Consider the following 11,949-nt stretch of genomic DNA (forward strand, 5'->3'; position numbering starts at 1 on the left):
ACGGATATCCCTCCGCTCGACCACCCCAAAGCGCCGCTCCCCCCGGCACGATATCCGGCCCCCCCGCCTGCTGATCCGATCCCCAGCATCGCTCCAGAAGATCGCCCTTCTGAGCAACATTCCCCGGTAGGACTCCCGGAAAAAGTCCTGGACACCCACTCCCGCCTCCGGATACGAACCCGGGACACCCACTTCGAGCCTCTGTCCAGACGCAGACCAGGATGAAATGGGTGTCCCGGGTTATCCCCAACCTTGATTAGTGGATGTCCAGTCTTATTCTATGCGATATTGAATCTTTTCAAGGGAGACGCCGTGAAAGAACCGATCCTCTTCTGCTGGAGCAGCGGGAAGGACTCCGCCCTGGCCCTTCATGAACTCCGGGCTGCGGGCGCCGTCGAGATCGCGGCGCTCCTGACGACGGTCCGCCGGGACGGGATTCCCATGCACGGCGTCCCGCGCCGCCTCCTCGGGGCCCAGGCCGCATCGCTGGGCCATCCGCTCCAGGAGGTTCTCCTCCCGCCCGACTGCCCGAACGAAGCCTACGCGCGCCTGATGCGCCGCGCGCTCCTGCCGCACGCGCGCCGGGGCATCAGGACCGTCGCCTTCGGAGATCTCTTCCTGCAGGAAGTACGGGAGTACCGGGAGGAACGGATGCAGCAGGCGGGGATGCGGTGCCTGTTCCCGCTCTGGGGTCGTCCTCCCCTCGAAGCGGCCAGGCGCTTCATCGGCTTGGGCTTCCGGGCCCTGGTGGTTTGCGTGGACACGAACGTCCTGCCGGCCGAGTTTGCCGGTAGGGAGTATGACGCCGCTTTTCTCGAACAGCTGCCCCCGGGCGTGGATCCCTGCGGGGAAAATGGGGAGTTCCACACCTTCGTATTCGACGGCCCCATCTTCCGCCGGCCGATTGCATTGCGCCGCGGAGGGAGGAGGCTCGAGGGGGGGCGCTTCGCCTACCGCGAACTGCTCCCCGTGCCGGAGCCGGATGAGGCGGGAGCGCCCGAGGCGGGAGCGTAAAGAATCAATCCCACAAAACAGACGATGGTCTTGCCGAAGTAGTAGGGCAGGCCGGCGCGCTTCTGCAGGGCGATGACGTTCATCCCGTAAGCCTCGACCGAGGAGGCCGCCAGGTCCGGGTAGCGGCACGGCTCCCCGTCGAGATAGGCGCACCGCCCGCAAACGCTGCAGCAGCCGGCGCCCAGAGGCAGGATCGCTTCCGCGGGATACCGGGCCCGGAGGGCGCGCACCAGCTCCCGGAAAACCGCGTCATGGGCCCGGGCCGCGGCCTCGATCCCCTTCATGTCGAAGTTGCCCTGCACCGGGTGCGTGCTCTGAAACAGCATCCCCTCGGCGAAGGCGAGCACCCTGCGTCGGAGCTCGGCGATGGGACCGACCGCCGGCGGCCCCATCCAGTTGGTGTCGTACTTCCGGCAGAAGTTTTTCTCGCACGCCTTCCGGAAATCCTCGTGAAACTCGATCGCCGGGGTCTCGAGGATTCCGGCGTGGGACGCCCCCGCACGGAGGGCGATGGCGATCAGTTCCTCCCGGTCGATCATCGATCCCCCTCCAAGGCCCCAAACCCCGCCGCGCCGGCCCGGCCCGGAGCGCACGGCGGTGCCTCTTCATTTCCGGTACACGCCGTATTCTCTCACCGCCTCCATGATGGCGCGCAGGTTTTCCAGTTTCGGGAATTCCGGGGTGGCGCCCGCCGACAGGAGATAGCCGCCCCCGGCTCCCACTTCCTCGATCAGCCTGCGGCACTCGGCCTTCACCTCCCCGGGCCGGCCGGTGACGATCAGCGACGAGGCCAGGTTCCCCTGCAGGCAGCACCTGTCCCCCAGGACCTTCTTGGCCCGGGACATGTCGGTCTTGTCGAAGAACCAGCAGACCGCCCCCTTGGGGAAATCGTTGATCGACTCCAGGCGGCTGTTGTATCCCCCTTCGGCGAACATGTGTTGCAACAGCCCTTCCTTGATGAGGGCGTCCATGACCTTCTTCAGGGAGGGCCAGTAGAAGGTGTCGAACTGCTTCTGGGACATCCATCCGTCCGCCCCCTTGTGCAGCGGGTAGGTCACCATGAAGATGTTGTCGATGTTGGGTGAGCGGAGCACCGACCGGATGGTGAAGTCGGCGACGACGTCGAGGGCGGCGAGCAGCCGTTCGGGCCGCCGGTACATGTCCTTCAGGATCGGCTGGGTGCCGCGCAGGGTGTCCCCCAGGGTGTCGAAGGGGGCCTTGCAGAAGGCGCCGAAGCCGACGGGGTACCCGCAGGCGGCGCCCGAAGGCCCGGCCGCCGCCATCGCCTCCATGAATCTCCCGTATTCCTTGCCGATATCCATCAGCGTCTGCAGCATCGACTGCATCCCGGAACTCGCCAGCGGCATGAACTGCACCAGGTTCACGACCTCCACGAGATCGGTCACGGGGGGGAGCGATCGCAGCGGGGCGAGCGCCCCGCACACGCGGGGGAGGTAGGTCCGGAGCCAGAAATCGGAGGGGTCCCGCATGAGGGCCTCGTATTCGTCCTCCTTCATGTATTCCGCTTCCATGAATTGCACCGAGGGGACGTCCATGCCGAGCCGGTGCCCCGGCCAGGAGTAGAGCTTGTAGTCGAGCAGGTCCATGACGCGCCCCGGGGTGATCCAGGGGCTGGCGAAATGCTCCAGCTCCTCCGCGAAGTCCTCGTTGAATTTCCGGCACGCGCGGACGGCCTGGTCGTAATCGTACATCGCGGTGCGGAGCGTGATCCCGTAATGCTGGAAGGGGAAATTGCCGACGGGCAACTGGACCGGCACCCGGTCCGGCTCCCGCAGGGAATAGACATCCACCAGCCGGCGGGCCCGGGTCCGGTAATTCCGCGCGGCCTGGTCGCTGACGAACTCCAGCCCCGGCGGGCTGAGGAAATGGTCCATGCGCCGCTGCCGCTTCTCCTCGGGCCGAAGCCCGGCCCAGTCCGCCGTCACGACCCCCGCCCGGTTCGCCAGGCTGTCGCCGCCCAACATCGTACCCATAATCCCCCCCTCCAGTCCGCAGCCCGATCCCCCGCCGCGCGTGGCGCGCCGCCGTCCCCTGCGGGGCCCGTCGCCCCGCCCCGCCTTTCGTCGAGCCTATCACAACCGGGTCGCCTCTGTCACCGGAAGGGCGGTGCCGGAAAAGGGGGCGGGGGGGCAGAAAAATCGGGGCTCCTGGGAAGGGGGAATATCTGTTAGAATCCGCACTCCGGTAATGATGATGCGCAAACCTCACAATTACGACGAAGACAAGATCAAGACCCTCTCCTCGCTCGAACACATCCGCAAGCGCTCGGGGATGTATATCGGCCGGATCGGGGATGGGTCGGACTACGACGACGGGATCTACGTCCTGCTCAAGGAGGTGGTCGACAACGCCGTCGACGAGTTCATCATGGGTTACGGCGACCGGGTATCGATCACCCTCGACGGGACCCGGGTGGAGGTGCGGGACTACGGCCGCGGCATCCCCCTGGGCAAGGTGGTCGAATGCGTCTCGCGCATCAACACGGGAGCCAAGTACAGCGACGAGGTCTTCCAGTTCAGCGTGGGGCTCAACGGCATCGGGACCAAGGCCGTCAATGCCCTGTCGTGCCGTTTCGAGGTCCGCAGCCACCGCGGCGGGGAGTTCGCCGGCGCCGTCTTCGAGCGGGGCCGGATCCTGGAGGAACCGAAGGGGAGGATGCCGGAGGAGCCCGACGGCACCCTGGTCCGCTTCGAGCCCGACCCGGAGATTTTCGGCGCCGTCGCCTTCGCCCCGGAGCATGTCGAGCGCCGGCTGAAACTCTATTCCTTCCTGAACACGGGACTGCGCATCGAATACAACGGCCGCCTGTTTCTCTCCCGCAACGGCCTGCCCGACCTGCTGCGGGAGGAGGCGGGGGACGAGATGATCTATCCCCCGCTCCACTTCAAATCGAAAATGCTCGAGTTCTCGCTCAGCCACACCCAGCGCTTCGAGGAGACCTTCCTCTCCTTCGTCAACGGCCAGTATACGGCCGACGGCGGCTCGCATCTCAGCGCTTTCCGGGAAGGCCTGGTCAAGGGGTTCAACGAGTTCTCCAAAGGGAAGTTCGACGGGGACGACGTGCGCGAGGGGATGGCGGGCGCCGTCGCGGTGCGGCTGCAGGAGCCGGTCTTCGAATCGCAGACCAAGAACAAGCTCGGCAACACCGAGATGCGGGCCGAATGGGTCTCCCGCGTGCGCGAGGCCGTGGTCGATCTGCTGCACCGCAACCCGAAGGCGGCCGAGGCCGCCCTGGTCAAGATCCAGGAGACCGTGAAGCTGCGCAAAGAGCTGCAGTCGATGAAAAAGATGGCCCGGGAGCGCGCGCGCGCCACCTCCATCCGGGTGCCGCAGCTGAAGGACTGCCGCGTCCACTTCCACCGCCGCACCGGGGCGGGAAGCGAGTCGATGCTCTTCATCACCGAGGGGCAGTCGGCCGCCGGCTCCATCACGAGCTGCCGCGACGTCAACACCCAGGCGGTCTTCACCATGCGGGGCAAACCGCTCAATGTCTGCGACCTCGGGCGCGACGTCATGTACAAGAACGAGGAGCTCTACAACCTGATGCGCAGCCTGGATGTCGAGGAATCGCTGGAGCGGCTGCGCTACCGGAAAATCATCCTCGCCACCGACGCCGACGTGGACGGGCTGCACATCCGCAACCTCCTCCTGACCTTTTTCCTGCGTTTCTTCGAGCCCCTGGTCCACGACGGGTTCGTCCACATCCTGGAGACCCCGCTGTTCCGCGTGCGCAACGGGAAGCGCACGGTCTACTGCTACTCGGAAGGGGAGCGGGACACGGCGGTCGGGGAGATGCGCGCGGCGGAGGTCACCCGTTTCAAGGGGCTGGGCGAGATCTCCCCCTCGGAATTCAAGCACTTCATCGGCCCGGACATGCGCCTGACCCCGGTCCGGCTCGACAACCGGCACAGCGTCCCGGCCATCCTCGGTTTCTACATGGGCCGGAACACCCCGGAGCGGCGCCAGTACATCATGAACCACCTTGTCGTGGAAGCCGAGTCATGACCGACGGACCCAGGATCCTCCCCCTCTTCGGGGACTTCGAACCCCCGGCGGCCGAGGCGGCCGGCCAGGCCCCCGGCCCGCGCGCGGGCCTCGGGGCCACGGGGGACGGCCCGCTGAAGCGCCTGGTGGACGACAACTTCCTGCAGTACGCGGCCTACGTCATCCGCGACCGCGCCATCCCCGACCTCGACGACGGGCTCAAGCCGGTGCAGCGCCGCATCCTCTTCTCGCTCCACGAAAACGACGACGGCAAATTCATCAAGGTCGCCAACATCGTCGGCTACTGCATGCAGTTCCACCCCCACGGCGACGCCTCCATCGGCGACGCCCTGGTCACCCTCGCCAACCGGCAGTACCTGATCGAGCGCCAGGGGAATTTCGGCAACCTCGTCACCGGGGACCCCGCGGCCGCCCCCCGCTACATCGAATGCCGGCTGACGGAGCTGGCCCGGACGCAGATCTTCAACAACGACCTGACCGATTTCGTCCCGAGCTACGACGGCCGCAAAAAAGAGCCGGTGTCGCTCCCGGCCAAGATCCCCCTCCTTTTGATGCTCGGGGCGGAAGGGATCGCCGTCGGGATCTCCACCCGCATCCTGCCGCACAACTTCGCCGAACTCCTCGGGGCCGAGATCGCGGTCCTGGAGAAGAAGCCGTTCACCCTGCTCCCCGACTTCCCGCAGGGGGGGCTGATGGACGCCCGCGCGTACGACGCGGGACGGGGATACGTGCTCGTGCGGGCGCGCCTGGAGAAAAAAGACGAACATACCCTGACGATCCGCGAAATCCCGGCGGGGACGACGACCGACACCCTGATCGCCTCCATCGAGGACGCCTCGCGCAAGGGAAAGGTCAAGATCCGGAGCATCCACGATTTCACGGCCGAAAACCCGGAGATCGAAATCCATCTCCCCCCCGACGAGGACCCCGACCGCGCGATGGAGGCCCTGTACGCCTTCACCCAGTGCCAGGTGCAGATTTCGAGCCGCATCGTGGTGATCCGGGAGCAGAAACCGGTCGAGATGGACGTCGATGAGATCGTGCGGCACACGACGTCCCGCCTGGTGGCCATCCTCCGGAAGGAACTGCAGCGCCGGCGCCGGCGCCTCGTCGAGGAGATGCACCGCCACACCCTCGTCCGCATCTTCGTGGAGAACCGGCTCTACAAGGGGCTGGAAGCCTGCGCCTCCCCCGGCGAGGCCGAACAGGCGGTCCGCGAGGCTCTCGCCCCATTCCGCGCCGAAATGCAGCGCGACCTCACCCACGACGACGTCGAAGCGCTGCTCGGGATTCCCATCCGGCGCATCTCGCACTTCGACGTGGAGAAGAACCGGAAGGAGATCGAAAAGCTGCGGGAAGAGCTGGGGGGGGTGGAGACGGACCTGTCAGGGCTCGTGCCCTACGCCATCCGCTACCTGCGTTCCCTGCTGCGCAAATACGCGGCCGACTACCCGCGCCGCACCGAGATCGCGGCCTTCGGAACCATCTCCGAACGCGAACTGACCGCCGACGCGCTCGAGATCCGTTACGACCGCGCCAAGGGGTACCTCGGGCACAAGGTCCAGGGGGAGGGCATGATCACCTGCTCCCCGCTCGACCGGCTTCTGCTGGTGTGGAAGGACGGCCGCTGCAGGATCGTGGCCCCGCCCGACAAACTCTTCGTGGACACCACCCTCATCCACTGCGCCGTGGTCGACCGGGAGCGGGTGCTGACGGCCGTTTACGAACACGACTTCTTCGTCTACTGCAAGAAATTCCAGGTCGGGCGCATGTCGACCAACCGCGAAGCCCGCTTCGCCCCCAAGGGGGCGGCCGTCCGTTTCTTCTCCGCCGACGACCCCGCGGAGCTCTACGTGCGCTACACGGCCGACGAACGGGTCAAGATCCGCCAGCAGCGCTTCTCCCTGGCCAAGCACCCGGCCCGCGGCCGCGACGCGCGCGGCCTCGTCATGACGGCGAACGCCATCGAGTACATCGGCCCTGAAAAAGCGCCGGACTGGGACGACGCGCTGACCGGCCCCCCGGGAAAATTCCTCGACCACTGACCGCCGCCGAAAGATTCCGGGAAATAAAGCCCCTCCTCCCGAAACAATACCGGGGAGAAACAACCGAACCGAGGAGAAAACGCCGTGGCCGGACCGCTATCCTCCCCCCCCTGCTCCGCCCTGCCGGCGGCGGGCGTCCATCAGCGACACGCGCCCCCTGCGGTCCCCCTGTCCCCGGGGATCCGGCACCAGGCGGTGGTCCTGCGCCTGGCCTCGGCCCTCCTCCGGCACGCGGACGCCTCCGGGCAGGGCCAGGTGCTGCAGGCCCCCTGCTGCGCCCTCCTCGACCGGCACACGGCCCTGCGGCCCGATATCCTTTTCGTCCGCCACAGCCGCCGCGGCATCATAGGGAAAAGAAGTCTCCACGGGGTCCCGGACCTGGCGGTCGAGGTCTTTCCCCGGATGCCCCCGGCAACGGCCCCGGGAAGGCTGAGAGGGGAGTGTTACCGCCATGGCGTACCGGAGTTCTGGGCCGTCGACACCCGGACCCGGATCGTCGCCACGCTGGTATGGAGCGAGTTGGGCTACGTCCGCACCGGGCGCTTTCTGGGATCCGACCTGCTGGTCTCCCCCCTGCTCCCCGATTTCGGGCTCGAGGTTTCGCGCCTGTTCGCCCCGGCCTAGCCCGCCGTCAGACCGGCCAGGTACCCGGCGGCCTCCGGCGCCCCCTCCGCCGGCGCCCAGGGGGCGAAACTCTTGTCGTCGAGCGGGGCGTAGGGCCCGGGCTTGATCTCGTACAGTACCGTCCCCGGTGCCAGCGCCGCCACCGAATGCCAGACGCGGGCGGGGATCTCCACGCCGAACACCCCGGCGCCGCCGTCCAGGACCGCCCGCTCGCCGGGATTTCCGGCGTCGTCGAACGTCACCACCAGCGCACGGCCCGAGAGCAGGATGAAGGCCTCCCATTTGTCCGGCGCCTCGTGTTTGTGCGGCCGGACGTAGGTCCCCGGCTCCAGCGCGTTCAGCATGCGGTGGGTCGGGTCCGCGTAGTCCTGGTGGAAATTGTGGTTTTGGCGCAACCGCGCCGAGGCCCGTGCCCGGGCCGAGAGGTTGGAAACAAGCTTCCGGTCGATGAGGATCATGACCGCTCCCGCACCGGCTACCTGCTCACCTTGATCACGGGATCCTTCGGGAGGTTCAGCCCCGCGGCCACCTCCACGGCCTTGAGGATCCCCACCGGGACGGGACAGGCCGTGTGGAAACAATGCTTGTGGCCCATCTCCAGGATCCTCGGCAACCCCTGCCTGAAGCTGATCTCCCGGTAGGGGTCCACTTCGCCGAGCTCGGCCGCGATCGCCTGGATGGCCTTGCAGCTGCTCTCGATCTCGAGCCTGCACACCTTCCCCTCCATCGTCGCCGTCACCTTCGTCGTCATCCCGCACGCGCCGGACATGATTTCTGACTGCGCCATGACTCCTCCCTCCCGTTGCCGCGTCAACAAAACATCGTTGGGACACTCCCTCGCGTGGCATTATAGATGCAAAACCGGCGTCCGGCACCAACGATTGCGGCGCCGGAAAGGGAGGACGGGGGATGAACATCGGGTGGATCGGGACGGGGGTCATGGGGCAATCGATGGCGGGGCACCTCGAGCGGGGGGGGCACCGGCTCCAGGTGCATAACCGCACGCGGGCCAAGGCCGAACCGCTCGTCGAGCGCGGCGCCCGCTGGTGCGACTCCCCGGCCGCCGTGGCGGAGGGGAGCGAAGTCGTGTTTACCATGGTGGGCTTCCCCGCCGACGTGGAAGAGGTCTATTTCGGGCCGCGGGGTCTGTTTGCCGCCCCCGGCAGGCTCCCGGTCCTGGTGGACATGACGACGACCGAACCCGCCCTGGCGCGCCGCATCGCCGCGGCGGCCGCCCGGAGAGGGGGCGCGAGCCTCGACGCCCCGGTCTCGGGGGGCGATGTCGGCGCGCGCTCGGCCACCCTGGCCATCATGGCCGGCGGCGACCGCGGCGCCTACGACACCGTCCTCCCCCTTTTCGGGCTGATGGGAAAGACCGTCGCCTACCTCGGCCCGGCCGGGTCCGGACAGCACGCCAAGATGTGCAACCAGATCCTGGTTTCCGGCCTGATGATCAGCATGTGCGAGGCCCTGCTGTACGCCTCCCGGGCGGGGCTCGACCGCCAGGCCGTCATCGACATCGTCAGCCGCGGGGCCGCCGGCTCCTGGACCCTCACGAACCTGGGCCCGCGCATCCTCCGCCGTGACTACGATCCCGGCTTTTTCGTGGAGCACTTCATCAAGGATATGGGGATCGCCCTCAAGGAGGCGGCCGCCATGAACCTTGCGCTGCCGGGACTGGCCCTGGTGCACCAGCTCTACCTGGCGGTCCAGGCCCAGGGACACGGCCGGCTGGGAACCCAGGCGCTGATGCTCGCGCTCGAGCGGTTGAACGGCAAAGGGGAGTAGGGGAAATGCGCCTGGCAGGACTCGAACCTGCGGCCCACAGTTTAGGAAACTGTTGCTCTATCCACCTGAGCTACAGGCGCATAAGGAGTTACTGGTTTTCCGGATTTCGGAGTAGTGAAAATCGTAGGTGAATTTTCGACGAGCAGTTCGATAGCCTGCTGTTTGTGTTCCTGGCTTAAATGAGAGTATCGCTGAACCATGGCCAGGTTTTTCCACCCTCCCAGTTCCATCACCGTCCGAAGATCCACCCCCCGCATGACCAGCCGGGAGGCAAAAGTATGCCTCAACACATGGGGCGTGACGCCCGAAAGGTTAGCACGCCTACAGGCGGATTCAAAGGCTGTTCTAAAGCTGGAGTAGGGCCGCCATTCCCCGCTTTTGGCCCTCCCCCTGGTCATGAATACCTGGGGTCCGGGAACCCGGGCTTTCAGGGCTTTGAGGGTCGCCAGGGCGACCGAATTGAGGGGGACCGTCCTGCTCTCCTTCGTCTTCGAGTAGCAGTCCAGAACCGTGAGGCTCTTCCGCTGAAAGTCTATGTTCTCCCACGTCAGGGTGAGCGCCTCGGAATAGGCCCGCAGCCCGGTATGGATCGCCACCACGATAACGGACCGGAGGGGCTCTTCCGCCTCCGCAAGCAGCCGCGCTTCTTCATCCTCGGTCAGGAACCGGAGCCGCCCCTGGCTTTCAGGCACCCGCCGGAACCGGCTGGCGGGATTGGCCCCCTCGAACCGTTTCCACTCGATAAACAGGTTATAGAGCGACCGGAGACAGGCCAGCTCCCGGTTTACCGTCACCTTGGCCCCGTCGGCCAGCCTCTTTTGCTTGTACTTTTCGATCAGAAAAGGAGTGATCGCGGAAAGCGTCTTGTCGCCGAAGAACCCCCGCAGCTGGTTTAAAAGGCTTATGTAGGTCTTCGCCGTCCGGGGCCGCTTGTTGGCCCGCGCCCACGCCAGAAACTCCTCTGCGGCCTTCTCAAAGGGCATGTCCTTGCGTTTCCTGGCAATCCCCGCCTCCCCGCGCAGGATTGCCGCCCGCTTCGCCGTCGCCAGCTCGAGCGCCACCTTCCGGTTGATTCCCTTCCCCAGAGGCAGCTGGTATCGGGTACCATTGATCCGACAATCGAGCCACCAAACGTTGCCCCGCTTGTAGATCCCCTCCCCTTTTCGTGCCATGAAATCATCCCTTTGCGTATCTGCTAAAACATGGACCGGCTATTCCAGGATCGCCTTCATGAACGCATCTGCTGGATCCGCATAGAAAACAATGTTGACCTTGGTAGCCATTTCGTCCGGGAGCTCCAGCAACTGTCGCCGGGAGGAAACCGGCATCAGGAGTTGCACCGCCCCCTTTTCCACCGCAAGCTCAGCTACGGCTACGGGATTGGCGATCATCTCCACCGAGCCTCCAAGGTTAAGCGATCCGACGATGATCAGCCCGCCCTTTGTGCTCCGCTCCATGAGACCCCCACATAGCGCCAGAAGCACCGGCAATCCCAGACCATATCCGGAACGATCCGAATCCATTGCCCGCAATTGCACTGAGAACTCATGGTTGCGCGGATCACGGTCGCCCACCAGGTCTTTTGCCTGCGAGTAGAGGTTTTGCTCGCCGTAGCGGACGCTTTCACGGAAGGCGGGTGGAACAGGTGCATTGAGTATCTTCACCCCTCCTCCCGGCCCGCTTGTGGCCTCAATCCGGTAAAGAGATGGAGGGGCGTCCGGACCTCCCGGACTGATTGCCCAGACCTGTCCGGGCGGGAGCGGATCGGCCTCGATAGCTTCATCGCTATGCAGTTCCGGCGTCGTAACGAATTGCTCAACCCCCTCTACTCCCATGAAGTAGCTGAAATGCGTGTTTCGAAACTCCGTCTTCAGGCACCGCTTCTGCTGCTCCTTCACCCGCCGCCGGGCCTCGAGCGCAATCCGCACCACCGCTTCCAGTTCTTGGTCAGGAATGGGCATTTCAGCGTCCGGGTACAGCAGTTTTATAATTCCGCTCACGGTCTTGCTGACTGCCTCGATATCGCGTCCGCTCAGCGCGCCGCCCCAGTGCACACGCCCCTGCAGAGTCGATATGCGGGTACCCTCCCTGAGCTTGGTCCAGCATTCCGACAGGAAGTCCGTCACCAGGCCAAAATGATCGGTCAGGTGGTCGCTCGCCTTGAGTTTGGGAAAATCCCAGCCGGGAGCGAAGGAATGGATGCGATCCATTAGGGCCGTGTCGTTTCTCATTTCCGGGGGTAGCGGACTGAGCAGGTGCCCGATCCGCTGCTGCTGCTCCACATCCACATCGAAGTTGCCCACCATCACGATGCTGCCTGATGCCCGGATGCTTTCCTTGCCCCGCGAGAACTCGCCGGCGGCCATGTAGCCTTTTAATATGTTCACGCCGTCCTTCTGATCAAAGGAAATGCCGGCCACCTCGTCGAAGCACACTACATCGTAAAGGCAAA

General features: G+C 65.6%; 11 protein-coding genes and 1 tRNA gene. 5 read left to right on the plus strand and 7 right to left on the minus strand.

Features of this window, described 5'->3' with window-relative positions; genetic code table 11:
* Positions 1–312: 312 nt before the first annotated feature.
* Positions 313–1,014, plus strand: a complete 702-nt coding sequence (locus GXY47_14375) for an adenine nucleotide alpha hydrolase (GenBank protein ID NLV32330.1) — start codon at positions 313–315, stop codon at positions 1,012–1,014.
* Here GXY47_14375 and GXY47_14380 read toward each other — a convergent pair.
* A complete protein-coding gene (locus GXY47_14380; protein ID NLV32331.1) occupies positions 951–1,553 on the minus strand; it encodes a DUF2284 domain-containing protein in 603 nt (200 codons plus the stop codon). The genes GXY47_14375 and GXY47_14380 overlap by 64 nt on opposite strands.
* 66 nt (positions 1,554–1,619) lie before the next feature.
* Complete coding sequence (locus GXY47_14385; GenBank protein ID NLV32332.1) at positions 1,620–3,008, minus strand: hypothetical protein; 1,389 nt, start codon at positions 3,006–3,008, stop codon at positions 1,620–1,622.
* Between the two features lie 217 nt (positions 3,009–3,225).
* Between GXY47_14385 and GXY47_14390 the strand changes: the two genes are divergently transcribed.
* The 3 genes from GXY47_14390 to GXY47_14400 all read left to right on the plus strand — a co-directional run bounded on the left by GXY47_14390 (position 3,226) and on the right by GXY47_14400 (position 7,709).
* Positions 3,226–5,040 carry a type IIA DNA topoisomerase subunit B gene (locus tag GXY47_14390; GenBank protein NLV32333.1) on the plus strand — a complete coding sequence of 605 codons (1,815 nt, stop codon included), beginning with the start codon at positions 3,226–3,228 and terminating at the stop codon, positions 5,038–5,040.
* The gene (locus tag GXY47_14395) at positions 5,037–7,085 is read left to right on the plus strand and encodes a DNA topoisomerase IV subunit A (protein NLV32334.1); all 2,049 of its coding nucleotides are present in this window, start codon (positions 5,037–5,039) and stop codon (positions 7,083–7,085) included. The genes GXY47_14390 and GXY47_14395 overlap by 4 nt, the downstream gene beginning before the upstream one ends.
* A gap of 84 nt (positions 7,086–7,169) precedes the next feature.
* Positions 7,170–7,709: a Uma2 family endonuclease gene (locus GXY47_14400; protein NLV32335.1), complete on the plus strand. Its 540-nt coding sequence runs from the start codon at positions 7,170–7,172 to the stop codon at positions 7,707–7,709.
* On the opposite strand, the gene GXY47_14405 is transcribed toward GXY47_14400, so the two are convergent.
* Together GXY47_14405 and GXY47_14410 are read right to left on the minus strand one after the other, a co-directional pair.
* Complete coding sequence (locus GXY47_14405; GenBank protein NLV32336.1) at positions 7,706–8,167, minus strand: WbuC family cupin fold metalloprotein; 462 nt, start codon at positions 8,165–8,167, stop codon at positions 7,706–7,708. The genes GXY47_14400 and GXY47_14405 overlap by 4 nt on opposite strands.
* A gap of 17 nt (positions 8,168–8,184) precedes the next feature.
* Positions 8,185–8,496 carry a hypothetical protein gene (locus GXY47_14410; GenBank protein ID NLV32337.1) on the minus strand — a complete coding sequence of 104 codons (312 nt, stop codon included), beginning with the start codon at positions 8,494–8,496 and terminating at the stop codon, positions 8,185–8,187.
* Positions 8,497–8,618: 122 nt separating this feature from the next.
* Between GXY47_14410 and GXY47_14415 the strand changes: the two genes are divergently transcribed.
* A complete protein-coding gene (locus tag GXY47_14415) occupies positions 8,619–9,497 on the plus strand; it encodes an NAD(P)-dependent oxidoreductase (protein NLV32338.1) in 879 nt (292 codons plus the stop codon).
* A 6-nt stretch (positions 9,498–9,503) separates the two neighbouring features.
* Here GXY47_14415 and GXY47_14420 read toward each other — a convergent pair.
* The 3 genes from GXY47_14420 to GXY47_14430 form a co-directional block, all read right to left on the minus strand.
* Positions 9,504–9,577 (minus strand) — tRNA-Arg (locus tag GXY47_14420).
* Positions 9,539–10,348 (minus strand): site-specific integrase, encoded by an 810-nt coding sequence (locus tag GXY47_14425; GenBank protein ID NLV32339.1) that lies wholly within the window; start codon positions 10,346–10,348, stop codon positions 9,539–9,541. Before GXY47_14425 ends, GXY47_14420 begins: the two co-directional genes overlap by 39 nt.
* 360 nt (positions 10,349–10,708) lie before the next feature.
* On the minus strand, positions 10,709–11,949 hold a 1,241-nt coding region (locus GXY47_14430), incomplete at its 5' end, for a peptidase (protein ID NLV32340.1).

This window comes from Acidobacteriota bacterium, assembly GCA_012729555.1.
GTDB lineage: Bacteria > Acidobacteriota > UBA6911 > UBA6911 > UBA6911 > UBA6911.